Source organism: Mesorhizobium sp. M0195 (genome assembly GCF_040322115.1).
Lineage (GTDB): Bacteria > Pseudomonadota > Alphaproteobacteria > Rhizobiales > Rhizobiaceae > Mesorhizobium.
On record NZ_JAMYSV010000007.1, the window covers coordinates 129,971 to 153,634 of the forward strand.

At 61.4% G+C, this 23,664-nt stretch carries 21 protein-coding genes and 1 tRNA gene; 12 read left to right on the forward strand and 10 right to left on the reverse strand.

Annotation, left to right across the window (positions count from 1 at the left end; translation table 11 throughout):
- Positions 1-72: 72 nt before the first annotated feature.
- Positions 73-1,965: a L,D-transpeptidase family protein gene (locus NKJ12_RS16515; protein WP_352703923.1), complete on the forward strand. Its 1,893-nt coding sequence runs from the start codon at positions 73-75 to the stop codon at positions 1,963-1,965.
- 11 nt (positions 1,966-1,976) lie between these two features.
- On the opposite strand, the gene NKJ12_RS16520 is transcribed toward NKJ12_RS16515, so the two are convergent.
- The 4 genes from NKJ12_RS16520 to NKJ12_RS16535 form a co-directional block, all read right to left on the reverse strand.
- Complete coding sequence (locus tag NKJ12_RS16520) at positions 1,977-2,453, reverse strand: hypothetical protein (protein WP_352704069.1); 477 nt, start codon at positions 2,451-2,453, stop codon at positions 1,977-1,979.
- Positions 2,454-2,580: 127 nt separating this feature from the next.
- On the reverse strand, positions 2,581-2,832 hold the full coding sequence (locus NKJ12_RS16525) for a PepSY domain-containing protein (protein ID WP_254817240.1): 252 nt from the start codon (positions 2,830-2,832) through the stop codon (positions 2,581-2,583).
- Positions 2,833-3,051: 219 nt separating this feature from the next.
- Positions 3,052-3,126 (reverse strand) — tRNA-Val (locus tag NKJ12_RS16530).
- A gap of 102 nt (positions 3,127-3,228) precedes the next feature.
- Entirely contained in the window at positions 3,229-3,912 is a 684-nt protein-coding gene (locus NKJ12_RS16535) for a phosphoglycolate phosphatase (protein WP_254817239.1), read from the reverse strand.
- A 144-nt stretch (positions 3,913-4,056) separates the two neighbouring features.
- Here NKJ12_RS16535 and rpiA point away from each other — a divergent pair, with 144 nt between their 5' ends.
- The 3 genes from rpiA (at position 4,057) to gor (ending at position 6,860) form a co-directional block, all read left to right on the forward strand.
- Complete coding sequence (rpiA, locus tag NKJ12_RS16540) at positions 4,057-4,788, forward strand: ribose-5-phosphate isomerase RpiA (protein WP_352703925.1); 732 nt, start codon at positions 4,057-4,059, stop codon at positions 4,786-4,788.
- Positions 4,775-5,353 carry a DUF2059 domain-containing protein gene (locus NKJ12_RS16545; RefSeq protein WP_352703927.1) on the forward strand — a complete coding sequence of 193 codons (579 nt, stop codon included), beginning with the start codon at positions 4,775-4,777 and terminating at the stop codon, positions 5,351-5,353. The genes rpiA and NKJ12_RS16545 overlap by 14 nt, the downstream gene beginning before the upstream one ends.
- A 118-nt stretch (positions 5,354-5,471) precedes the next feature.
- Positions 5,472-6,860, forward strand: coding sequence for a glutathione-disulfide reductase (gene gor / locus NKJ12_RS16550; protein WP_352703929.1), 1,389 nt, complete (start codon positions 5,472-5,474; stop codon positions 6,858-6,860).
- Between the two features lie 57 nt (positions 6,861-6,917).
- Here gor and mgtE read toward each other — a convergent pair whose 3' ends face one another.
- The 4 genes from mgtE to NKJ12_RS16570 all read right to left on the reverse strand — a co-directional run bounded on the left by mgtE (position 6,918) and on the right by NKJ12_RS16570 (position 13,674).
- On the reverse strand, positions 6,918-8,282 hold the full coding sequence (gene mgtE, locus NKJ12_RS16555; protein WP_352703931.1) for a magnesium transporter: 1,365 nt from the start codon (positions 8,280-8,282) through the stop codon (positions 6,918-6,920).
- A 271-nt stretch (positions 8,283-8,553) separates the two neighbouring features.
- Positions 8,554-10,443 carry an ABC transporter ATP-binding protein/permease gene (locus NKJ12_RS16560; protein ID WP_352703934.1) on the reverse strand — a complete coding sequence of 630 codons (1,890 nt, stop codon included), beginning with the start codon at positions 10,441-10,443 and terminating at the stop codon, positions 8,554-8,556.
- 709 nt (positions 10,444-11,152) lie between these two features.
- Positions 11,153-11,830, reverse strand: a complete 678-nt coding sequence (locus NKJ12_RS16565) for a DsbA family oxidoreductase (RefSeq protein ID WP_352703936.1) — start codon at positions 11,828-11,830, stop codon at positions 11,153-11,155.
- A 23-nt stretch (positions 11,831-11,853) separates the two neighbouring features.
- Positions 11,854-13,674, reverse strand: coding sequence for an extracellular solute-binding protein (locus NKJ12_RS16570; protein ID WP_352703938.1), 1,821 nt, complete (start codon positions 13,672-13,674; stop codon positions 11,854-11,856).
- 231 nt (positions 13,675-13,905) lie between these two features.
- Here NKJ12_RS16570 and NKJ12_RS16575 point away from each other — a divergent pair, with 231 nt between their 5' ends.
- On the forward strand, positions 13,906-14,535 hold the full coding sequence (locus tag NKJ12_RS16575) for an invasion associated locus B family protein (protein WP_352478856.1): 630 nt from the start codon (positions 13,906-13,908) through the stop codon (positions 14,533-14,535).
- A gap of 121 nt (positions 14,536-14,656) precedes the next feature.
- On the opposite strand, the gene hspQ is transcribed toward NKJ12_RS16575, so the two are convergent.
- Complete coding sequence (hspQ, locus tag NKJ12_RS16580) at positions 14,657-14,980, reverse strand: heat shock protein HspQ (protein WP_023675043.1); 324 nt, start codon at positions 14,978-14,980, stop codon at positions 14,657-14,659.
- Positions 14,981-15,201: 221 nt separating this feature from the next.
- Positions 15,202-16,410, reverse strand: a complete 1,209-nt coding sequence (locus NKJ12_RS16585) for a UbiH/UbiF family hydroxylase (protein WP_352703939.1) — start codon at positions 16,408-16,410, stop codon at positions 15,202-15,204.
- Between the two features lie 260 nt (positions 16,411-16,670).
- Between NKJ12_RS16585 and NKJ12_RS16590 the strand changes: the two genes are divergently transcribed.
- The 7 genes from NKJ12_RS16590 (at position 16,671) to NKJ12_RS16620 (ending at position 23,620) form a co-directional block, all read left to right on the forward strand.
- Positions 16,671-17,411, forward strand: coding sequence for a DUF2182 domain-containing protein (locus tag NKJ12_RS16590; protein ID WP_352703942.1), 741 nt, complete (start codon positions 16,671-16,673; stop codon positions 17,409-17,411).
- 13 nt (positions 17,412-17,424) lie between these two features.
- A complete protein-coding gene (locus tag NKJ12_RS16595; RefSeq protein WP_352703944.1) occupies positions 17,425-18,039 on the forward strand; it encodes a DUF1326 domain-containing protein in 615 nt (204 codons plus the stop codon).
- A gap of 35 nt (positions 18,040-18,074) precedes the next feature.
- Positions 18,075-18,851 carry a phosphatidylcholine synthase gene (gene pcsA, locus NKJ12_RS16600; RefSeq protein ID WP_502893794.1) on the forward strand — a complete coding sequence of 259 codons (777 nt, stop codon included), beginning with the start codon at positions 18,075-18,077 and terminating at the stop codon, positions 18,849-18,851.
- An 18-nt stretch (positions 18,852-18,869) separates the two neighbouring features.
- On the forward strand, positions 18,870-19,847 hold the full coding sequence (locus NKJ12_RS16605) for a quinone oxidoreductase family protein (protein WP_352703947.1): 978 nt from the start codon (positions 18,870-18,872) through the stop codon (positions 19,845-19,847).
- Between the two features lie 151 nt (positions 19,848-19,998).
- Positions 19,999-21,591: an ABC transporter ATP-binding protein gene (locus NKJ12_RS16610; protein ID WP_502905713.1), complete on the forward strand. Its 1,593-nt coding sequence runs from the start codon at positions 19,999-20,001 to the stop codon at positions 21,589-21,591.
- Entirely contained in the window at positions 21,588-22,700 is a 1,113-nt protein-coding gene (locus tag NKJ12_RS16615) for an ABC transporter permease (RefSeq protein WP_352478850.1), read from the forward strand. Before NKJ12_RS16610 ends, NKJ12_RS16615 begins: the two co-directional genes overlap by 4 nt.
- Positions 22,700-23,620: an ABC transporter permease gene (locus tag NKJ12_RS16620; RefSeq protein WP_352508440.1), complete on the forward strand. Its 921-nt coding sequence runs from the start codon at positions 22,700-22,702 to the stop codon at positions 23,618-23,620. Before NKJ12_RS16615 ends, NKJ12_RS16620 begins: the two co-directional genes overlap by 1 nt.
- Positions 23,621-23,664 lie beyond the last annotated feature (44 nt).

The following is a 23,664-nucleotide window of genomic DNA, read 5'->3' on the forward strand; positions in this document are numbered from 1 at the left end:
ATCCGCCATGGGGTGGGCGAGACCGTGAAAGCGGTGCGGAACGGGATCCGGTTCAACCGGAGCGGGTGATCCATGAAACTCCTTGGAAACAAAGCAACCGTGCTGCCGTTCGCGGTGGCCGCGGCAATGCTGGCCTTCGGGACGCCGCAGGTTGAAGCGCAAGGGTTCTTCGACATGCTTTTCGGCGGCGGCGTCAAACACGCAGCGCCGAAAGGTAACTTTCCGCCGCCACCGTCAAAATACAAGCCCAAGGCGCCAGCCGCTTCCGGTGGGGGTGGTGGTGCGCAAATCAGCAGCCCGTCCTATTACACCTACAAGAGCGATCCGCTGGTGCGCGTCGATTTTTCGGCACTGTCGGCAGCGCCTGAACCGGCAACGCCTCAGGATGCTGCATTCGAGCCGACGGCCACCGGGGCTGCATTCCGCGAAGCCATTGCCGGGCTCGACGGCTATGATCTCTACGCCGAGAAGGACATCGCCAAGGCGCTGATCGCGTACTACTCAGCCAATCCGGATTTCATCTGGGTGACCGGAACCAGTCCCAACAGCCGTGCCGAGGATGCGGTGCGGGTGCTGGGCGAGGCCGCGAGCTACGGCCTGACGCCCGCCGACTACACCGTCGAAGTTCCGGCAGCAGGCGCATCGGCGGGCAATGCCGATGAGCGCCTGAAAGAGCTGGTTCGCTTCGAGATGGCGATGTCGGCGCGTGTCCTGCGCTACGCCCGTGACGCACAAAGCGGCCGCGTCGATCCCAACCGCATCACCGGCTACTACGATTTTCCGCCGAAGCCGCTCGACATGGAAGGGGTACTGAAGACGCTGGCCCATACCCAGCAAGTGCGCACTTATCTCGAATCACGGCATCCACAGAATTCCGAGTATCAGGCGCTGCGCGTCGAACTGGAATCGCTACAGGCCAGCGCCGAGGACGAGATCGTCGTCGATCCCAATCTTCTGTTGAAACCGGGGCAGACCAGCCCCGAGCTGCCGAAGCTTTTGACAAGGATCGCGCGCAATCTCGATGACGAGATGGGCGGTGCCTATGGCGAGGTGCTGGCGAGGCTCGCCACCAGCGAGGTCTACGATCCGGAGCTGGTGCCGGTGATCAAGGCGGTGCAGAAACGGGCCGGCATGAAAGGCGACGGCGTCATCGGCCCGCGTACCGTCGCATCGTTGGCCGGAACGTCCAAGGCCGACAAAATTCAGAAGGTTCGGGTTGCGCTCGAAGAATTGCGCTGGCTGCCTTCCGACCTCGGCAGCCCGCGCGTCTTCATCAACCAGCCGGCTTTCACCGCGAGCTATATCGACGACGGCGAGGAGAAGCTGAAGACCCGCGCCGTGGTCGGCAGGCCCACCAACCAGACTGCTTTCTTCTATGATCAGATCGAGCAGGTCGACTTTCATCCCTATTGGGGCGTGCCGCAGTCGATCCTGGTCAACGAGATGTTGCCGCGGCTGCGGCGCGATCCTGGCTATCTCGACCGCGCCGGCTATGAGGTGGTCAATGCCCGCGGCAAGCGCATTCCCTCATCCTCGGTCAATTGGGGTGCCTATGGCGCAAAGATACCCTACGGCGTGCGCCAGTTGCCGAGCGAGGCCAATGCGCTGGGCGAGCTGAAGATACTGTTTCCCAACAAGCACGCCATCTACATGCACGACACACCGCAGAAGTCATTTTTCCAGCGCGACATGCGCGCGCTCAGCCATGGCTGCGTTCGCTTGCAGGATCCGCGCGGCATGGCGGCTGCCGTGCTCGGCACCTCGGTCGACTACATCGAGGACAGACTGAAACACGGACATTCGACCGAGGACGTGACACGCAAGATCCCGGTCTATGTCGCCTATTTCACCGCATGGCCGGACCTGTCCGGCAAGGTCGAATACTTCAACGACGTCTACGGCCGCGATACAAGGCTGCAGCAGGCGCTCGACAGCACGGAAGCGGTGCGTTCGCCGGCAAGCTGACGAATGCGGTTCTAGCGCTGAAACAGTGGACGCCGGAAACCGGCATCGCGTCCGGCGATGAGCCAGTAGACCAAGCCCGCGACAACGCCTGCGGCGGCAATGATGCCGATATCGGCCCAGCGCTCCGGGTTCGTGTCGTCCGGTACACTGGGCCAGATCAAGGCGAAGCCGCCAACCGCGGCCGCCGCGCCGAAGATCATGTGCAGCCAAAAACTGCGCAGCGAGAAAAACTCGGCAATCAGTGCGAAGATTAGCGTCTGCAGGCCGGTCATCACAATCGTCAGAAAATAGATGAACATGCCGAGCGGCGGCAACAGCAGCACCGCAACGGGGGTGACACCCATGACATCGAAATAACTCGGCGCATTTGGCAGCGAACTCAGCCCGCCATAGATCGCCGCCACCGCGATCAGCCCGACCAATACCGCTATGAAATAACCCGCGAGCATCATCAGAAAGCGTTTCAATACGTGCTTTACCGTCGCCATGCCCACCCCCGCGCGCAATGATGGCAGCCAGTCAGCCATCAAAGTCATATCTACGCAAGAGTGTGCCGAAGGCCGCGGGCCTTCGAGGAGCGGCATTTTTTAGAATCTGGACCGTTGGCGGCCAGCCTCATTTCGGCGCGGCTGTCACCGGATCATAGGTGATTTCAACTTTCGCCTTGTCGTTCGTGTAATAAATGACGGTGTAGGCGCCGCTGTCCCAATCGATTTCCTTGATGTAGCGGAAGTCGTCGCGCTGCTCGACCTTGGCGATGATTTCCGACAGCTTCTTGGCATTCTGCGGCGGCACCGGATTTTCGTCCGCGGCAAAGGCCGATCCGCCGACAAGCAGCACGGCGGCCGCCAAAACAAGTCTGGACATGGCTTTCCCTCACATTTCGATGAGCAGAAACTCATCTACATACGGGTTTGTTCCCGGACTCGGGCTTGCGGATCGTCCAGACCGGCAATTGTGCCAAGCGTAAGTGTGCCTGTCAGTCTTATAGCTTGCGGAAAAAGCGCACGGAAAACCAATGCGATCATGCGCTGGTTCTCAATCACGGCAGCCTTCCCCGTCGGTGATGGCTAAGTGCCGAAAAGATGGTGGGCGATGCAGGGATTGAACCTGCGACCCCACCCGTGTGAAGGGTGTGCTCTCCCGCTGAGCTAATCGCCCGCTCGTTGCCCGAAGGCCAAGCGCGCCGCGATATAAGGGAGGCCGGCCTGCGAAGTCAACCACTTGTCGGCCGTCATCTGGCCGTCTGGACTATGACCGGCTTCAGCCTTCTGCCGCGGCCATCAGCCCTTGTACCAGATCGAGCGTTAACGAATCGAAATGCGAGATCACCGCCGACGGTTCGAACTCCCGCACATGACGATCGGTGTAGCCGAAATCGACTGCCACTACCGGAATGCCGGCGGCCTTTGCCGTGTCGATGTCGGTCTGCGAATCACCGACCATCAGTGCACGGTGCGGATCGCCGCCGGCACGCGCGATGGTCTGCGTGAGATGGCGCGGGTCGGGCTTGCGGAACGGAAAACTGTCCTGGCCGCAGATCGCCGCGAAATGCCTGGTCATACCGAGCGCCTCGATCAGCGCCACCGAATTGGCCTCATATTTATTGGTGCAGATGGCCAGCAGGTAACCGGCTGCCTCGAACCGTGCGATCGCCTCGGGAACGCCCGGGTAGGGGCGCGATTTGCCGGGAATGTTAACGGTGTAATGGTCCAGAAACAGCTTTAGCAGGCGATCGTGCTCCTCCACGGCCAGCGACCTGTGTTGCGCTGCATGGGCGCGCTCGATCATCACGCGGCCGCCATGGCCGACGAAACGCTTGAAGCCGGCTTCGTCTACGGCCGCGAGCTGGCTGGCGGCAAGGCTGTGGTTGAGACTGTCGAGCAGGTCCGGCGCCGTGTCGATCAGCGTCCCGTCGAGGTCGAACACGATGGTCGGTCGGGTCATGGCCTGTCCTGTGACGATTTGATTGCCGGCAGGCGATAACCGCTGCGGCCCGTTCAGGCAAGCCGGCTTATCCACCGCAGGCAAGGTCCTTTGACCCGCTCGGCAAAAATGCTACGAGCGCCGAAACAAATCTTGGGGCCCGGCATGGATGCGAGGCAATTGAAGGTTGAGGCCGCGCGGGCAGCGCTTGCCCATGTCACGGATGGCATGCGGCTCGGCATCGGCACCGGCACGACAGCGGATGAGTTCGTGCGGCTGCTCGCCGACAAGGTCGCCACCGGCCTGACTGTCATCGGCGTGCCGACCTCGGAGCGCACCGCCGTCCTTTGCACCGAGCTTGGTGTGCCGCTGTCGACCCTCGAGGAAACACCGGAGCTCGACCTCACCATCGACGGCGCCGACGAGATCGATCCGGCGCTGACATTGGTCAAGGGCGGCGGCGGCGCGCTGCTGCGCGAAAAGATTGTCGCGGCGGCCTCCGCCCGCATGATCGTCGTCGCCGACAGCTCCAAGATGGTCGAGATGATCGGCCGCTTTCCGCTGCCCATCGAAGTCAACCGGTTTGGCCTGCGCGCCACCGAAATTGCGGTTGGCGCGGCGGCTGCAAACCTGGGCCTTTCCGGCCCTGTTACATTGAGGATGACGGGGAGCCAGCCATTTGTTACAGACGGCGGCCATTTTATCCTCGATGCATCTTTTGGCCGCATTCCGGATACAAGAGCGCTTTCGAATGCTCTCCACGCCATTCCCGGCGTGGTCGAGCATGGTCTTTTCATCGGGCTGGCGACAACGGCCATCATAGCCGGCGGCGACGGCATCCAAACCGTCCATGCCGCCCGAAAACCAAGGAGTTTTACCGATCATGATGTTGCATAACCGGGTTGGCCGCTTTTTTGCCATTCTGGCGGCCTCGGCCGTTTTTGCGTTTTCGTCGCCGGCGTTTTCGCAGGACGTCACTGATGCGCATCTGAAGGCGGCGCGTGCCGCGGTCGCGGCGATCCATGCGACGGATGCGTTCGACAACATCCTGCCGCAAGCGGCCGCAGCGCTCGAGCAGCAGCTTATCCAGAAGAACCCGGACATGCAGGAACTGATCGCCAAGACGATCAACGAGAAGGCGATGGCCTTGGCATCGCGCCGCGCCGACCTGGAAAAGGAAGCAGCGCTTGCCTACGCAAAGGTGTTCTCGGAAAAGGAACTCAATGAAATCGCCGCCTTCTACAATTCCGAGTCCGGCAAGAAGCTGCTCGACAACGGCCCGATCGTGACGCGCGAACTGGTGAAGGCTGCCGACATCTGGCAGAACGGCCTGGCTCGCGATCTCGCCCAGCAGGTCGGCGAGACCCTGGGTGCAGCGGCGAATGCCAAGGCGCCGGCTGCACCCGCCGACGGTACCGCTCCGGCCGATGGCGCAGCTCCCGCGGACGCTACACCGAATTGATTGCGGACTTCCGAGCGGCCTGACCGCCACTGGACCAGAAAGCCCGGCAAGTCCGGGCTTTTCTTTTGATAGTCGGCAGCCTACCTGTCTCGGTGTTTGAGGGGCAAGGAGTTCAGCCATGGCCGGTTACGACTACGATCTTTTCGTCATCGGCGGCGGCTCCGGCGGGGTGAGGGCGGCGCGCGTCGCGGCTCTACTCGGCAAGCGTGTCGGCATTGCCGAGGAATTCCGCTACGGCGGCACCTGCGTGATCCGCGGCTGCGTGCCGAAGAAGCTTTATGTCTACGCCTCGCAATTCCCCGAGCATTTCGCCGACGCTGCCGGTTTTGGCTGGACGGTGCCTGAGGCGCATTTCGACTGGCAGAAGCTGGTCGCCAACAAGGACCGCGAAATCAGCCGGCTGGAGGCCGTCTACAAGAAGAACGTGCAGGGCGCCGGCGGTGAGGTCTTTCATTCGCGCGCCACCCTGGTCGATCCGCATTTGGTGCATCTTCTCGGTGAGGATCGCACCGTTACCGCCGACCAGATCCTGATCGCTACCGGCGGGCGCCCGGCGCCGCATCCGGCATTGCCCGGCCATGAGCACTGCATCTTTTCCAACGAAGCCTTCGACCTCAAGGAGCTGCCGAAGGCAATCATGATCGAGGGCGGCGGCTATATCGCCGTCGAATTCGCCAATATCTTTAATGGGCTGGGCGTCGACACGACTCTGGTCTATCGCGGCAAGGAGATACTCAGCCGCTTCGACATGGACCTCAGACGCATGCTGCACGAGACGATGGAAAAGAAGGGGATAAAAATCCTCTGCCACGCCGTGTCCGAGTGGGTCAGGAAGCGCCCTGATGGCCGGCTCGACGCGCTTGTCACCGGCGGCACCGTGTTGACGGTCGATCAGGTCATGCTCGCCATCGGCCGCATCCCCAACACCGAGAACATGGGCCTGGAAGGCGTCGGCATCGAGATGACCAAAACCGGGGCAATCCAGGTCGACGAATACTCCCGCACGAACATCGACAACATCTGGGCGATCGGTGACGTTACCCACCGCGTGCAATTGACGCCGGTGGCGATCCACGAGGCGATGTGCTTCGTCGAGACCGCCTTCAAGGACAAGCCGACGGCGCCCGACCATGACACGATCGCCACCGCAGTCTTTTCGCAGCCCGAGATCGGCACGGTCGGCCTGTCGGAGGATGAAGCGGCAAAACGCTTTTTGGATCTTGAAATCTACCGCGCCACCTTCCGGCCGATGCGGCACACGCTTTCCGGCCGCGATGAAAAGATGCTGATGAAGCTGGTCGTCGACGGCGCCTCGAAAAAGGTCCTCGGCGCCCATATCCTCGGGTCGGACGCCGGCGAAATGGCGCAGCTTCTCGGCATACCGCTGAAGGCCGGCCTGACCAAAGATGATTTCGATCGCACCATGGCGGTGCATCCGACCGCGGCGGAAGAACTCGTCACTATGTACAAGCCGACTTACCGGGTGAGAGATGGTGAACGCGTCTGACGCGACGACGACCCATCGCGGCAACAAGATTGCCGCGATGGAAGTGCGTGAGTTTTCTTACAGCAACGTTCCGCGCAGGATCACCAGCGCAACCGAAAAATAGATCACCAGCCCGGTGACGTCGACCAGCGTGGCGACGAACGGGGCCGATGCGCTGGCCGGGTCGAAGCCGATGCGCTTCAGGGCGAACGGCAACATCGATCCAGACAGCGAGCCGAAGGTGACGATGCCAACCAGCGTGGCGCCGATCGTCATTGCGATCAGCGGCCAGTGCGGGCCGTAGTCGTAGAAGCCGAAATATTGCCAGAGCGCGATGCGGCAGACGCCGACTACGCCAAGGATCGAGCCAAGCACCAGGCCGGTGGGCAGCTCGCGCAGGGCCACCCGCCACCAGTCGCCAAGGCCGATCTCGCGCAGCGCCAGGGCTCTGATGACGAGCGAGGTCGCCTGCGAGCCGGAATTGCCGCCGGAGCTCATGATCAATGGAATGAACAGGGTCAGCACGATCGCCTTTTCCAGTTCGCCCTCGTAGCTCTGCATCGCGTTGGCGGTCAGCATCTCGCTGATAAACAGCGCACACAGCCACCCGGCGCGCTTCTGGATCATCGCCAGAAAACCCATCTTCATATAGGGCTCGTCGAGAGCCTCCATGCCGCCGAAACGATGCACGTCCTCGGTCGTTTCCGAGATCATCGTATCGATAATGTCGTCGATGGTGACGATGCCGAGGAGCTTGCCGTTGTCCACGACCGGGACGGCGAGCAGATCATATTTGGAGATCAACTGAGCAACCTTTTCACTATCGGTCAGCGGTGAAACAGTGATAGGCGCACGATCCGGCGCTATTGCCATGATCAGCTCGTCGGGTTCGCCAGCGATCAGTCGACGCAGGCTGGTCGAGCGCAACAGGACCTGCGTTTGCGGATCGACGATGTAGATCGCGTAGACGGTTTCGCGCGTCCGCTCCACCCTGCGAACATAATCCAGCGTGCGGGCAACGCTCCAGTCCGGCGGCACGCCCACATATTCAGTCGTCATGAGCGAGGCGGCGCTGCCCTCGGGGTAGCCGAGAATAGCAAGCAGCGTCGCGCGCAGCGGTGGCGCCAGGCCGCCGAGCAGCTCGGAACGAGCCGGTTCGTTCAGATCGCGCAGTATGTCGGCGGCGCGGTCGACCGACATGGCGGCAAGCAGTCTGCCTGCCTTGATGCGGGGCAGCGCCTCGACCAGTTCGGATGCGCCGTCGAGTTCAGGCTGGTCGAAGATATCGACCAGCCGCTCGAACGGCACTTCGCAAAGCAGCTCCGATGCCGTCTCGCGGGGCTCCTGGTTCAGCGCCTCGACCATGTCGGCGACGTGTTCGTTGGCAAGTACGCGGGCGATGGCGACGGCGTCGCCGCCCGCAACGGGGGAAAACTCGTTCATGGCTCACTCCTTGCCGTCCGGCAGGACGTGAGCCTGTCAGGTCACGTCAAGCGGACGGCGGTTGCGTTCGACTGTGACTGTCGCCAGGCATGGCACGGTGACCTTTCTGCTCGCGGGTTCGGATTGAGATTCTGCAAGCCGGCGCAACATAGGAGCGTGCCTTGCCGAGTCAATCGCGAGAGCGGGTTAAAACGGCGGCAGACCGACCGGATCGCGAGACTGTGATCGGGCTACGTGGCAGGCAGGCTGGATGCTGGCAATGGTGCCGCAGCTATCTCTGCTTAAGCCGGCGGGGAAAGCGCAGCCACTTGTCCTCGGCCGGCCGCGTCGGCTGCGTAAGGATGGTGGTGAGCTCGACCGGCAAGCTCGGAACCAGTGGCTTCTTGGTGGCGACGCCGTCGGCGATCGCAACGACGCTGTGGTAGAATTCGGTGCCCGCGAGCGATCTCGGCGGCGTCGCCTCATGCATGATCGAGATCACAGTTGCATCAGGGCAATTGTCCTTGATCGCCTGGTGGAAGGCGATCCGTCCATCGGGGTCGAGAGCGCCAGTGGCTTCATCGAGGAACAGCAATCCCGGCTGCTGCAGCACGATACGGGCGACAACCAGCTTCTGTTTCTGCCCACCCGAGAGAACCTGATCCCAGATCTTTCCTTCACGGCTCTCATCGGCCAAATGCTCGATGAAATCGCCGAGGCCGGCCTTGTGCAGGGCGGATGCGACCTGCACGTCGGGATAATCATGCTCGGAACCCGGCAGGCAGACCAATTGCTTCAGCGAAACCTGCTGCAGCTTCACCTCCTGGGCGGCGTAGAAACTCCTGACCCCTTCCGGGAAGACGATGGTGCCGCGGCCATAGGGCCAAAGGCCGTTGATCGCCTTGATCAGCGAGGTCTTGCCGCAACCGGATTCGCCCTTCAGGAAAGTCCATTCGCCACGCCGGAAGCGCAAGTTCGCGGCACTCAGGAAGGGCGTTGCGTCCTTGCCCTGATGCGCTAGCTCTAGTTTCTGGATGGTCAGGCCGAAAACAGGGTTTTGGCGGTCGTAGCGAAAATCGGAGCGGCCGGTCTGCTGATAAAATTCCTGCGGGTGCTGAACGTTTTCGATCGCGTTTGCGAGTTCGGTGACGCGCTGGCTGTTGGCCCGCAGCGCGGCGATGGCAGGCATCACATGGATGAACCACGAGCATTGACTGATCAGCGAGTTGACCATCTCGGAGCCGGTTATGTAGCCCTTGAGATCGAACCCGTTATGGATGAAGGGAACCAAGCCTGGCCCGTAGGCGACAATGCGGGCACCGATGAAATTGTAGATCAGCTCGAACGAATTGTAGCCTGTGTTGACGATGTTCAGCCGCGCCCAGGTGCGGTCGATGTCGACATAGCGCTGGCTGTGCACTGCCTTCTGCACGTTCTCGCCTTGCGATGCGGCGACATGAAAACTGCGGCGCAGAAAGGTGATCAGCTCGCCGCGATAGCTGCCTTCGGCCTGCTGCATCCTGACATTGAGCCGTTCCAGCAGCCTGCCCAGCTTGACGGCGATCCAGGTGTTCAACGGCACGTAGGTGGCGACTGCCAGAAAGGCGAGGACGGCGCTGCCATAGCTGCCGAGGAACTCCAGCCCTTTGACCTCCGCCGAGTGTGCAAGCAGTTGCTGGCCGACGAAATACAATGAAGTAGCAACGGCCAAAACCCCCATCGCGAGGCCGATGGCGCCGCCCGTCATATCCTTGATCGATTCCTGGATGCGCTGGTCGATATTGTCGGGAGCGGCGGCACCTGACGAGCCATGCTGAGCGTGGAAATGGGTGTGATTGGAATCAAGCAGGGCTTCGTTGAACTGGCTGTCCAGCCAGCCGCGCCACTTGCGATGCAACGTTGCGGACACCAGGCTGCGGATACCGGTAAAACCCGCATCCTTGAGCAAGACCAGGAGGACAAGTATCCCGGCATTGGCCAGCAGTGTCTGAAGCGGGGTGGTGTTCGCGGCATCATGGAAAAAGGCGATCGAGTTGACCAGCTCTCCGGATGCTACGGCAAACCACACGCCTGACTTGCTGGAGAGCGCGGTGAGCAGGGCGATCACCAGCGTCAAGGTCCAGGCTTCCACCCACTTGTCCGAAAACCAGTAGGCCCGCATCAGGCCCCAGAAGCTGCGCATCGACGATACGGCCGTAAGGGGCGACTGCCTTGCGGCACCGCGGAGCCATTTTTCCGATATTGAATGTCGCGTTGGTCTATCGACCCGAATCACTATCCCGCCCAAACGATTTTTCTTTTATTACGGACAGTAACACCAATTGATCATTTTCCATTAGCTTTTCACCAGCCGCGGGTGGCTTAACTCGCCGGCCGTTGCAGTGGAGCAACAGAGTGGATGATCTCGGGGCTGTGCCGTCGGAATTCTAGGCGCTTGATATCAATGCAATTTCAATATGTTACTTGCCTGCGCCGGAGAAAATAGGGACCTTCCCTTGGGGAAGGCCCTCACACAGCTTTGTGAACGTAGAAGCGCCGTCCAGCGGTCGATCTTCACAGCCTGAACCGATCTTCAGCGCGCCCTTACGGCTAGGTCCGACCTCGTTGGCGGCCAGAACGCGACCTGTATGATTCGTGGGTGAAGCCGCCTTGTCGGGAGAGCCCGTAATCAGCCAAGCAACGACGTTGCCCCTACGTCCAGGATGCGGACCGACATCTATTCCGACACAGATCACGAACCCGGGCGAGCAAGGCCTACGGCGACAGCTGGAGCAAGGGGCCGTTTTCCTGCCAGTCCTCCACCAAGGGATTGACCTGCCCCGGCAAGCATGGCCATGGCTTTTTCGTCGGCAAGGCCAAGGTGACGGTGAAGTAGTCGAAAATAGTCCGGCTCAGTTCGCCGCCTCCAGTTCGCCGCGTGCCTTGGCCGCAGCCACCTGGCGCAGCGCATCGGCAAGCGTATCGGCGTCCTGGGCGCCCATCACCGCATATTTGCCTTCAAGCAGAAAGCACGGCACGCCCGATATGCCCATGCGCGAAGCGGTGGCGATTTCGGTGCGCACCGCCTCGACATCCGCGTCCGTCGACAGAAGCGTTTCGACGACGGAGGCATCCATGCCCGCCTCGCGGGCGGCTTCGATCAGCACGGCATGATCGCCGAGATTGGCGCCTTCTTCGAAATTCAGCTGGAACAGCCGGCGCACCAGCCGGTTCTGAACAGCCTCGCCGGCCGTCCCGGCCCAGCGAATGAGCCGGTGCGCATCCAGCGTATTGGGCGCGACCTTGATGGCGTCGAAGGCAAAGGAAATCCCCTCAGCCTCGCCCAACGGCTCGATCCTGGCATGGATCTCGCGGATGCGTTGCTCGCTGCCGAATTTCGCCACCATGTAGTCGCGGCGGTTCTTGCCTTCGGGCGGAATCGTCGGGTCGAGCTGGAAGGGCCGCCAACGTATGTGAACGTCGATGTCGACTGCGGCAATCGCCTTGTCGAGCCGTTTCTGGCCGATAAAGCACCAGGGGCACACGACATCGGAGACCACATCGACGGTAATCGAGTTCTCGTCGTTCATCTTGATCTCCTGTTCTGAAGAGGTCACTTCGGTTTGCGCCACCAGGTCGGCAACTGATAACCGTATATGGGCGTCTTTTGCGGATGTTCCAGATAGTTCCAATAAGCAAGCCATTGCCGGTTGTTGTGCTGGGTCGGCACCATGTAATTGCCTGAGATCAGCAGCCGGTCGAGGACCCGGACAGCAGCGACATAGTCCCCCTTCGAGCGAGCTCTCAACATCGCATCGATCGCCGCGTCCACTGCGGGGTCGGCGACACCCGCTAGGTTGAACGAGCCTTCGGCCTTGGCGGCGGCGGATCCCCAGCGCCCGGCTTGCTCGATACCGGGCGACAGTGAGTTGTTGAAACCGGTCGAGCCGACCAGCACCTCGAAATCGAAACGCTGCTTGCGCGACTGGATCTGATCGCCGTCGAGGCTGCGGATGCCGACGTCGATGCCGAGCTTCTCAAGCGTGCGCTGATAGATAGCGGCAAGTCGCTCTTCGTCCTGCGAGGCGGTCAGGATCTCGAAACCGAACGGCTTTCGCTGGCGATCGAGCATCGCGCCGTCCTGCACCGTATAGCCCGCGCTCTTCAGCAGCTCGAATGCCGCCTTCAGCACCTTGCGGTCCTGGCCGGAGCCATCGGTAACGGGCGGCCTGTAGGTGCCGTCCATGACATCTGCGGGCACGCGGCCGGGGTAGGGGGCCAGCAGGGCCTTTTCCTTTTCGCTGGCCGGGTGGCCGAGCGCGGACAGCTCGGAATTCTGCCAAAAGCTCATCGTGCGCGTGTATTTGCCGCCGAACAGATTCTTGTTGGCCCATTCGAAATCGTAGAGCATGCCGAGCGCGCGCCGCACGACCGGATTGGAAAATTTCGGCAGCCGCGTGTTGAACAGGAAACCGTTGACCACCGGCGGAATGCCGGTATCGAAAGTTTCGGCGATGACCTCGCCCCTGTGGAAGGCCGGAAAGTCGAGATCGCGCTCGCGTTTGACTGGGTCGCTGTCGTCGTCGATGGCGCAGATGCCTTTCTTGAACGCTTCCTGCTTGGCGTTGGCGTTGAGGAAATACTCGATGGTGATCTGGTCGTAATTGTCGAAGCCGCGCTTGGACGGCACGTCCTTGCCCCAATAGTGCGGATTGCGCTTGAACACGATGCGCTGGCCGGGCGCGACTTGCGCCACCATGTAAGGCCCGCTGCCGATCACCGGCTTCAGCGTCGTCCTGTCGAAAGTGTCCTTGTTGAACGCGTGTTTCGGGATGATCGGCGTCAGCGCAATGATTAGGGGAAATTCGCGGTCCGCCTTTTCGTTGAAGGTGAAGCGCACACTGCGGTCGCCGGTCTTTTCGAGCTTGGCGATCGCTTTCATTCGCTGGCTGTAAGGTGGCCGACCCTTCTCGGTGAAGACATCATAGGTGAACAACACGTCTTCCGGCGTCACCGGCTCGCCGTCCGACCATTTGGCCCTGGGATCGAGGTGGAATTCGATGCTCTTGCGCTCGGGATCCATGTCGGCGGTATCGGCGAGCAGGCCGTAGAGACTGAAGGCCTCGTCGTAGTTGCGCTGCATCAACGGCTCGAAGACAAGATTGCCAAAAGCTTGATCCATCATGCCGCGCGCGGTGGTGCGCAGACTTCTCAGGATGAACGGATTGAGATTGTCGAATCTGCCGACGACACAATAGGTAATGCTGCCGCCTTTCGGCGCGTCGGGATTGACGTAGTTGAAATGATCATAGTCGGCCGGCAGCGCCGGCTCGCCCTGCATGGCAAGCGCGTGCTTCGGTTCCGACAGGGCCGGCTGCAGGGAAAGGCCGACAAACAAGATTGTGGCGATCAGCCAAACGACAACGCGGCCCATGACCGTCTCCTTCCCGATTCGATGCGCAGCATACATGAGCCGGTCGTGCACCGGCCAATCCCTCGACCCAGTCCCTCGGCCAAGATTCGCGCGGCCCGGGCTGGATTCGGCGTCGCTTGCAGTGTAACACGCCGTCCGAAGTCATTCTGTTGCCTCATTTCGGCAACAGGTAGCTGGACCACACGGCATGAAAAAAGCCGGTCCCGGGATCATTTGAGAGGAATGCACGACATGACGAGCCTGAACAGCAACGCGTACCGCCTGTCGGTCATGGCCGCTGGCGTGGTCGGCATTCTGGGCGCCGGCATTCCCGCTGCTGTCGCCCAGCAGCAACAGCAGATTCCGCAAGGCTGGTTCAAGGCCTGCACCAAGCAGGAAGATGTCGACATTTGCAACGTCCAGAACATCACCACCGCCGGCAATGGTCAGCTCATCACCGGCGTCAGCCTGATCGAATTGAAGGGCAAGGTGAACCGCAAGGTGTTCCAGGTGACGGTTCCGACTGGCCGTCTGGTTCCTCCCGGCATCGGCCTCCAGATCGACGCCGGCAAGGCGCAGAAGCTCGAGTACGTGATCTGTTTCCCGGATCGCTGCGTGGCGGAAGTGCCGCTGACCGATCAGCTCGTCGCGTCCTTCAAGAAAGGTTCGAACCTGACGCTGACCTCGGTCAATTTCCAGAACCAGCCGAACCCGATCAAGATCGCGCTGACCGGCTTCAGCGGCGCCTTCGACGGCCCGCCGCTGCAGCAGTCGGACATCGAGGACCGACAGAAGAAGCTCCAGGAGTTCGTCGCCAAGAACAATCAGGATTTTGCCAAGAAGCTCAAGGAAGAGCAGGAAAAGGCGAAGGCCGCCAACTGATCGACGGGTTTTCGAACAAAACAAAAAGCGGGGTTCATGCCCCGCTTTTTTATTGAATCGGCTGATTATCGGGTCAAGACTTGTCTCAAGCCTGTCCGAGCCCAGCCAGATCCCGACTAAGTCAATGTCTCAATTGGTGCTTCGGCTCGTAGCGCCCGTCCGGCTTCTTGTCGAACATTTCACCAATCTGCGGATGCCGAACCGGTTCGCCCGACCGGTCCTCGAGTAAATTCTGCTCGGACACATAGGCGATGTATTCCGTCTCCGAATTCTCGGCGAGCAGATGATAGAAGGGCTGGTCCTTGCGCGGCCGCACGTCAGCGGGGATCGCCTCGTACCATTCGTCGGTATTGGCGAATTGCGGATCGACGTCGAAAATGACGCCGCGGAACGGAAACAGCCGGTGGCGAACCACCTGTCCGATCGAGAATTTGGCTGTCTTCATCGCACTCACCACTTGAACTTCTTGAACGCCACGCATCCTGGAACACGCAACGAAACGCTCCAGGACTTTAGATTCTTACACACCGGTCAGGCAAAGATCGGCCCAGGCCTTACGGTCGATATCGTCATTATTTGGCGCAGACGCCGCGTCAATTCAATCCCGATCAACTTGATGCCGGGTTGAGCATCACAAGATGCGGATCAAGGGCGGCGCCACGATCGCTATCGCGCGGCCGCTTTTCGCAATCCGCCAAAAAACGCCGCAAAACCGCTGCCGGGTCGAAGACCCTCGCGCATGAAAAACGCCCGCAACGGCGCAAACCCCTCAAGCGCGCCAAGACCAGCACTGCGCATCAGCTGGGCCGGCAGCATGTCGGAAAGCAACGACATGTTCAGCAGGTTGACCGCGCTGCTGCGCGCCAGAATGTCCGGCCGCCGCTTGAAATCATAGGCTGCAAGCGCCTGGGCGGCGCCCGGGTCCGAGCGGTTTCTGCTTGCGGTACCAATCAGGTCGTCAATGTCCCGGATGCCGAGATTAAGCCCTTGCGCGCCGATTGGGGGAAACACGTGGGCGGCTTCACCGACAAGTGCCACGCGGCGATGCGCAAACCGCCACGGGCTTACCGCTGAAAGTGGGTAGACCTGCCGGCCGGGCTCAACCGACACGCGGCCCAGCATCGATTGCATCCGCTGTTCGACCCGCGTCGAAAGCTCGGCCTCGTCGAGTGCTGCAAGATCCTTGGCGATTTCGGGTTCGAGCACCCAGACAAGGCTGGACCGGTTGCCGGGCAGGGGAACCTGTGTGAACGGACCGGTTTCGGTGTGGAATTCGGTCGAGGTGAAAGCATGGTCGCTGCGGTGACCGAAATTGAGCACCAGCGCCGCCTGCGGAAAGGATCGGACCGAGGTCCGGATGCCGGCTGCCTCGCGGGCCGGCGATTGACGGCCATCGGCGGCAACTGCCAACGATGCCTCAACCTCGCTACCGTCGGCGAGAACGGCATGGGCATGGTCGGCATCGAGGCGCCATGCCTCCACCATCGACTTTCGCCATTCGATACCCGAATGCGCGACAGCCTCGGCTAGCGTGCGGTTGAGAACGCTGTTGGGCAAGTTCAGCCCGAATTGCTCTTCGTTGATCTCGCTGGCGCGAAAGGTCACTGTCGGGCTGCGGATCAACCGGTTGGTTGCGTCAACGATACGCATCACCTTGAGCGGCGCTGCGTGCGGCCTGATTCCGTCGAAGATCCCTAGCCGTTCGAACATCTCTAGGGCAGGGTTCATCAAGGCTGTCGTCCGGCCGTCGGGGCCGGCTGCGTCGGGTCCGACGAGCGTCACGGGAAAGCCCGCCTCGGCAAAGCCAAGCGCCGCGATCAGCCCCGCAGGACCGCTGCCGGCGACCAGTATCCGTGCTGTTTCCCGATGGTTCAAATTCGGCTTCCGGATTGCGAGGTGAGGTCTGTCCGACCTGCTGGTCCATATAGGTCAGGTGATGCGGCTTGATCAACGCGGCGATTCGGCCCATTCGGTTGCCATGACCGGCCAACAAGACAATTTCAGCCACCTCGACGGTACCGGCCGCGCGATGGCGAGCGTTGCGCGCAGCCCTCGACTGACCGTGAGCGTTGTTGCCGGCATGGGCGTTGCCCTTGCCTGGCTTCCTTCTCGGCGCAATGGCAGTTCGGGGGGCGGTGAGCCGGCTCCCGGGCGCCGATGTACCCGGCGACGCCGTGCTGGAATACCTGCCGCTACTGCCGTTGCCGGATTTCCTTGCGCGTTTCTTCGCCCTCTGCCTTGCGCCGGCGCCGCTTCGCGCAAGCCTAGGCGCGCAAGGCGGGGCACTCACCGCGATGTGGCTGTTGATGGCCATCGCGACCATGCTGCCCTCCGCGGCGCCGATGATTCGCACCTATTGCGAGATCGCGGATACCGCCCGGATCAAGAGGGAGCCGGCCGTCCATCCGCTGACCCTGGTCGCTGGATATTTGAGCGTCTGGCTTGTCGCCTCGGCAATGTTCGCTGCCCTGACGTTCGCAATCCATGCATTCGCCTCATCCGGGCAGATGCTCGATCCGCTGGTTGGAATTGCCGGGGCAGGCGCGCTGTCGATCGCTGGTCTCTATCAGTTCAGCCGGCTGAAGGAAGTCTGTCTGGACAAGTGCAGAAATCCGTTCTCGATCCTGTTCGCCAACTGGAGCGCCAGGCCTATTCGCATTTTGCGGCTCGGCATGAAGCAGGGCCTGTGGTGCCTTGGATGCTGCTGGGCTCTAATGCTGGTAATGTTTGCCGTCGGTGTGATGAACGTGTTCTGGATGGCGCTGATCGGCTTGTTCAGCCTGGTCGAAAAGCAGACGGCAGGCAATCTGCCGACGCGGCTGGCCGGTGCGATACTGCTTGTCTGGGCAGCAGCGCTACTAGTAGTCTCGACATGAGGGGGACAATTCGATGACAGACCAAAACTGGGCAATGAAGGGAGAACTCGTCCTCTCCTGCAATTGCACGGTTTTTTGCCCTTGCGTTCTGTCGCTCGGCAACCATCCGCCTACGGAAGGCTATTGCCAAACCTGGGCGGGGTTCCGCATCGATGCCGGCCATTTCGGCGAGGTCGACCTGTCCGGTCTCAATCTTGGGCTGATCATGGAAATCCCCGGCTATATGAGCCGCGGCAACTGGACGGCCGGCCTTTTCATCGACAAGCGCGCCTCGGTTTACGCTGTGAAGGGACTGACGAAGATTTTCACCGGCAAGGCCGGTGGAACCACATCGCTGCTCTCCATCCTGGTCGGACAGTTCCTCGGCGTCGAGCAGGTGCCGATCACCTACGAGACGCGTGAGAAAACACGTATCTTCCAGATACCGAAGATTATCGATGGTGCGGTGACGCCGATCACCGGCAAGGATCGCGACAAGGATACGGTCATCAGCAATTCGGAATACTGGATTGCGCCGGAAATCATCGTCGCCAAATCCGACAAGAGCAAGATGCGGGCCTTTGGCCGCAACTGGAACTTTGCTGGCCGCTCGGCCGAAATCTGCAAGCTGGATTGGCGGGGCCCGTGAGCAAGAAGACGACGGCCAGGAAAATCGCCGACCGGATTCCGCGGCCGAAGAAGAAAGTCACATGGCCTCAGGCGCGGGCGTTCTCGGTCCATCTCTTGACCGCGTCGGGCTCATTCCTGGCGTTTCTGTCGCTGGTGGCGGCAAGCGAGCAGCGCTGGACGGCGATGTTCTGGTGGCTGGGCCTGGCGCTTTTCGTCGACGGCATCGACGGGCCGATCGCCAGGAAGCTCGACGTCAAGGAAATCCTGCCGACATGGTCGGGCGAACTGCTCGACAACATCATCGACTACGTGACCTACGTGTTGATTCCGGCCTTCGCGCTCTATCAGCGCGGCTTCATGGGCGAGCGCCTGTCGTTCCTGTCTGCGGCGATAATCGTGGTGTCGAGCGCGATCTACTATGCCGATACCGGCATGAAGACGAAGGAGAATTTCTTCAAAGGCTTTCCGGTCGTCTGGAACATGGTGGTGTTCACGCTGTTCGTCATCGAACCAGGACAATGGGTTTCCTTCGCCGTGGTCGTGGTGGCCGGCATTCTCACCTTCGTGCCGATCAATTTCATCCATCCGGTGCGGGTGAAGCGGCTGCGGCCAATCAATCTCGGCATGACGCTGCTTTGGTGCGCTTTCGGCGCGCTGGCGCTGGCGCAGGCGGCACTTGCCTCCTTCTACGACCAGATCGGCGTGCTGGGCGAGCAGGTCAGCGATTTCATCAAGATCGGGATTACGGTCACCGGGCTTTACCTCGCCTGCATCGGCGCTATCATGCAGTTCTTTCCAAATCTCGGCGCCAAGCCGGACAAGAAAGCCTGATCCCAAGAGAGCCTGAAAATGTCCAAAACGATCCGCATCCATGCCCATGGCGGTCCGGAGGTCCTGACCTATGAGGACGCCGATCCCGGGCAGCCAGGCTCGGGACAGATCCTGGTCAAGCACAGCGCGATCGGTCTCAATTTCATCGACGTCTATTATCGCTCGGGCCTCTATCCGCCGCAGGGCGGATTTCCGCTGATCCCCGGCGGCGAGGCGGCCGGCGTGGTCTTGAAGGTCGGCTCGGATGTCGACTGGCTCAAACCCGGCGATCGCGTCGCCTATGCCGTGACCACCGGCGCCTATGCCGAGCAGCGCGTGATCGCTGCCGACCGAGTGGTGAAGGTGCCGGACGGCATCAGCGACGAACAGGCCGCGGCGATGATGCTAAAGGGCATGACGGCCGAATATCTGTTGCGCCGTACATTCAAGGTGAAAGCCGGCGACACGATCCTGTTTCATGCGGCGGCCGGCGGTGTCGGGCTGATCCTCGGTCAATGGGCCAAGCATCTCGGCGCGACGGTGATCGGCACCGCGAGCTCGACCGACAAGATCGAACTCGCGAAGGCGCATGGCTTCGACCACGTGATCAACTATCGCGAGCAGGATTTCGTCGCCGGCGTTGCCGCCATCACTGGTGGCAAGAAATGCGACGTCGTCTATGATTCGGTTGGCAACGACACGTTTCCAGCCTCGCTCGATTGCCTGCGGCCGCTCGGCACGTTCGTCAGCTTCGGTCAATCGTCTGGGCCGATCCCGCCCTTCAGCATCTCGTTGCTGGCGCAGAAGGGCTCGCTGTTCGCAACGCGGCCGACGCTGTTCGTCTACAATGCCAGGCGCGAAGACCTCGAGGCTTCCGCCGCCGCATTGTTCGACGTGGTGCTCAGCGGCGCCGTCAAGATCAAGATCAACCAGCGTTACGCGCTCAGCGAGGCCGGCAAGGCGCATTCCGATCTCGAAGGGCGCAGGACAACCGGGACAACGATACTTATCCCTTGAGCGCCCGCATTTCGGCCCGCCGACGCCGCCGTTCTTGCGAACTGCTCTTTACCGCTTGAGTTTCCGCTGAAATTCTTGAAGCTCTTTCAAGTCGTGAGGCGCTTACCGTAGAGAGCAGGGCGCGCATACGATGCTTGCGGGAACACAGAACATGTCTGGCAAACCAGATGGAGGCACCGTGAGTGCAGATCAGGACGGCGCAAACCTGCTTGAGGTTCGCGGCCTCACAAAGATATTCGGCACGCTGACAGCCTGCGACCATGTCGATCTCAACATCGCCAAGGGCGAGATCCATGCGTTGCTTGGCGAGAACGGCGCCGGCAAGTCGACGCTGGTGAAAATGTTGTTTGGATCGCTGGAACCGAATTCTGGCGAGATTTTCTGGAATGGCCAGGCGGTCAGGATCACCAGCCCAGGCACCGCAAAAAAGCTCGGCATCGGCATGGTTTTCCAGCATTTTTCCCTGTTCGAAGCGCTGACGGCGGCGGAGAACATCGCGCTGTCGCTGGATGACGGCTCGCCGATCAGCACGATCGCGGCCAAGGCGAGGGCGCTCTCCTACAGTTATGGCCTGCCTCTCGATCCGCTATCGCTGGTCGGTGATCTGTCGGTCGGCGAGCGCCAGCGTATCGAAATCATCCGCTGCCTCCTGCAGACGCCGCAACTCATCATCCTCGACGAGCCAACTTCGGTGCTGACGCCGCAGGAGGCCGATAAGTTGTTCGAGACGCTCGAACGGCTGCGTTCGGAAGGAAAGTCCATCCTCTACATTTCGCACCGGCTGGAAGAAGTCAAACGCATCTGCGACCGCGCCACCGTGCTGCGTCACGGCAAGGTGGTCGGCCATTGCAATCCGCGCCAGGAAACCGCGTCTTCGTTGGCGCGGATGATGGTCGGCAACGAGGTCCAGGCCGTGGTGCGGGCGCCGGCCGAGGGTATCGAGACCGCGCCGGTGCTGCTTCAAATCCGCGAACTCACCCGCAAGCCGGCGACCCCGTTCTCGATCTCGCTCAGGAACATCAATCTTGAAGTCCGGGCCGGCGAGGTGATCGGCATTGCCGGTGTGGCCGGCAACGGCCAGGGTGAATTCTTCGAATCCGTTTCCGGCGAGGTGCTGCAGGAGGATACCGGCTCGGTCCGCATCCGCGGCAAGGATGCCGGCGGCCTCGCCATCACCGGCAGGCGCCTGATGGGCGCTGCCTTCGTTCCGGAAGAGCGGCTCGGCCACGGCGCAGCACCGCGCATGAAGCTTTCGGAAAACCTGCTTCTGTCGCGCCACGCCACCGACGGCAAGATGTTTGTCGGCGCCGGTGGAATGGTCAAGAGCGATGCGATCTATATCGCTGCCCAGCGCATCATAAAGGCGATGGACGTGCGCAAGAGCGCGCCGGATCCGGAGGCTGCGGCCCTTTCGGGCGGCAATCTGCAGAAATTCATCGTCGGCCGCGAACTCGACCGCCGACCAAGCGTCTTGGTGGTCAATCAGCCGACCTGGGGGGTCGACGCGGGTGCGGCGGCCCGCATCCGCCAGGCGCTGATCGAACTGGCGCGCAGCGGCTCGGCGGTGCTGGTGATCAGCCAGGATCTCGACGAGCTGTTCGAGATTTCCGATGCGATCACGGTTATGCACAATGGCGAACTGTCGAAGCCGCTGCCGATAGTTGAAGCGACATTCGAGAAAATCGGGCTGCTGATGGGCGGCGCCGAACCCGGTCATGCCGAACATACGCTGGAGACGGCTTGATGCGCCTCGAACTTGTAAAACGCCCGCAGCGCTCGATGCTGTTTTCGGCACTCTCGCCTTTCATCGCTTTCGTTTTGACGATCATAGCCGGTGCCATCATGTTCGCGCTGCTCGGCGTCAACCCGTTGACTGCGTTCCGCATCTACTTCATCGAACCGATCAGCCAGGTCTGGCAGTTGCATGAGCTGGCGATCAAGGCCGCCCCCCTGATCCTGATCGCGGTCGGACTGTCGGTCTGCTACAAAGCCAACATCTGGAACATCGGCGCCGAAGGTCAGTTCATCCTTGGCGGCATTGTCGGCTCGATCTTCCCTGTGCTGTTTCCGCAGTTCGAAGGCCCATTGGTGCTGCCGCTGATGCTTCTTTTCGGCATGGTCGGTGGGGCTGCCTATGCTGCAATCCCGGCCCTGCTGAAGACGCGCTTCAACACCAACGAGATCCTGACCAGCCTGATGCTGGTCTATGTCGCCCAGCTCTTCCTCGATTGGCTCGTACGCGGGCCGTGGCGCGATCCGCAGGGCCACGGTTTCCCGCAAACCATCCAGTTCAACGACTCGGCCATACTGCCGGAACTCCTCCCGGAATCCGGCCGGGCAAACTGGGGATTTGTCTTCGCGTTGGTCGCGGCGATACTGATCTGGATCCTGATGAGTCGTATGCTGAAAGGCTTCGAGGTCCGCGTGCTCGGCTCAAGCCCGAGGGCAGGGCGCTTCGCCGGGTTTGGCCTTAACCGTATGGTCTTCTTTGCCTTCCTGCTGTCGGGCGCACTGGCCGGACTTGCCGGGATTTCGGAGGTCTCGGGAGCCATCGGACAATTGCAGCCGGTGATCTCGCCCGGCTACGGATTTACCGCTATCATCGTGGCATTCCTCGGCCGGCTCAATCCGCTCGGCATCGTCGCCGCAGGCCTTGTGCTGGCGCTGACTTATCTGGGCGGCGAGGCAGTGCAAAGCGCGCTCGGCATCTCCGACAAGGTGGCGCGCGTGTTCCAGGGCATGCTTTTGTTCTTCGTGCTCGGCTGCGACACGCTCATCCATTACCGCATTCGCCTGATCGGCTTTTCCGCGCCGAAGCTCGAGGCAGCGCCGAAGCTGGAGGGAGCCCGCTGATGGACGTCACCGTCAACATCCTCTTGACCATCGCGACGGCGGCGACGCCGCTGCTGATCGCGGCGATCGGCGAACTGGTGGTCGAACGTTCGGGTGTGCTCAATCTCGGCGTCGAAGGAATGATGATCATGGGTGCGGTCGGCGGTTTCGGCGCCGGCTATCTCACCGGCTCGCCTTGGATAGGGCTGTTGGCGGCAATCACCATGGGGGCAGTGTTCTCGCTTCTGTTCGCCGTCATGACGCTGTCGCTGGCCACCAACCAGGTGGCAACCGGCCTGTCGCTGACACTGCTCGGCCTCGGGCTTTCCGGCATGATGGGGACGAATTTTGTCGGCCAGCCTGGCGAGAGGCTGCCAAACCTCGACATTCCCGGCCTGACCGCAATCCCGGTCGTCGGCAGGCTGCTGTTCGGCCAGGATCCAATCTTCTACATCTCGATCGCGCTTACCGCTGCCGTGATGTGGTTCCTGTTCAGAACCCGCACCGGGCTCACGCTGCGCTCGATCGGCGACAGCCATGCATCCGCCCATGCGCTTGGTATCCATGTCATCCGCTACCGTTATCTCTCAGTGATTTTCGGCGGCGCTTGTGCCGGCCTCGCCGGCGGCCACCTATCGCTGGTCTACACGCCGCAATGGGTGGAGAACATGACCGCCGGCCGCGGCTGGATCGCGCTGGCTCTGGTCGTCTTCGCTTCCTGGCGGCCGTGGCGGGTGCTGGCCGGCGCCTATATTTTCGGCGCGGTCTGGATTGGCCAGCTTCATGCACAGGCATTCGGCATTCCGGTCCCCTCGCAACTGCTTTCTTCGCTGCCCTATCTGGCAACCGTCGTGGTTCTCGTTCTAATCTCGCGCAACAAGCGTTTGACGATGATGAACACGCCGGCCTCCTTGGGCCAGCCATTCGTTCCGGATCGTTGACAACAAAAAGACGGAAGCTCCAAGGCTTAACTCAGAGAGGTAAC

Excerpts from the sequence above, each read along its gene's own strand:
- NKJ12_RS16610 (WP_502905713.1), top strand. The coding sequence starts at position 19,999 with ATGTCTGGCAAACCAGATGGAGGCACCGTGAGTGCAGATCAGGACGGC.
- NKJ12_RS16570 (WP_352703938.1), bottom strand. The coding sequence starts at position 13,674 with ATGGGCCGCGTTGTCGTTTGGCTGATCGCCACAATCTTGTTTGTCGGC.
- gor (WP_352703929.1), top strand. The coding sequence starts at position 5,472 with ATGGCCGGTTACGACTACGATCTTTTCGTCATCGGCGGCGGCTCCGGC.
- NKJ12_RS16515 (WP_352703923.1), top strand. The coding sequence starts at position 73 with ATGAAACTCCTTGGAAACAAAGCAACCGTGCTGCCGTTCGCGGTGGCC.
- hspQ (WP_023675043.1), bottom strand. The coding sequence starts at position 14,980 with ATGAAGACAGCCAAATTCTCGATCGGACAGGTGGTTCGCCACCGGCTG.
- mgtE (WP_352703931.1), bottom strand. The coding sequence starts at position 8,282 with ATGAACGAGTTTTCCCCCGTTGCGGGCGGCGACGCCGTCGCCATCGCC.
- NKJ12_RS16595 (WP_352703944.1), top strand. The coding sequence starts at position 17,425 with ATGACAGACCAAAACTGGGCAATGAAGGGAGAACTCGTCCTCTCCTGC.
- NKJ12_RS16620 (WP_352508440.1), top strand. The coding sequence starts at position 22,700 with ATGGACGTCACCGTCAACATCCTCTTGACCATCGCGACGGCGGCGACG.
- NKJ12_RS16535 (WP_254817239.1), bottom strand. The coding sequence starts at position 3,912 with ATGACCCGACCGACCATCGTGTTCGACCTCGACGGGACGCTGATCGAC.
- NKJ12_RS16565 (WP_352703936.1), bottom strand. The coding sequence starts at position 11,830 with ATGAACGACGAGAACTCGATTACCGTCGATGTGGTCTCCGATGTCGTG.
- rpiA (WP_352703925.1), top strand. The coding sequence starts at position 4,057 with ATGGATGCGAGGCAATTGAAGGTTGAGGCCGCGCGGGCAGCGCTTGCC.
- NKJ12_RS16605 (WP_352703947.1), top strand. The coding sequence starts at position 18,870 with ATGTCCAAAACGATCCGCATCCATGCCCATGGCGGTCCGGAGGTCCTG.
- NKJ12_RS16520 (WP_352704069.1), bottom strand. The coding sequence starts at position 2,453 with ATGGCGACGGTAAAGCACGTATTGAAACGCTTTCTGATGATGCTCGCG.
- NKJ12_RS16525 (WP_254817240.1), bottom strand. The coding sequence starts at position 2,832 with ATGTCCAGACTTGTTTTGGCGGCCGCCGTGCTGCTTGTCGGCGGATCG.
- NKJ12_RS16560 (WP_352703934.1), bottom strand. The coding sequence starts at position 10,443 with ATGCGCAGCTTCTGGGGCCTGATGCGGGCCTACTGGTTTTCGGACAAG.
- NKJ12_RS16575 (WP_352478856.1), top strand. The coding sequence starts at position 13,906 with ATGACGAGCCTGAACAGCAACGCGTACCGCCTGTCGGTCATGGCCGCT.
- NKJ12_RS16545 (WP_352703927.1), top strand. The coding sequence starts at position 4,775 with ATGATGTTGCATAACCGGGTTGGCCGCTTTTTTGCCATTCTGGCGGCC.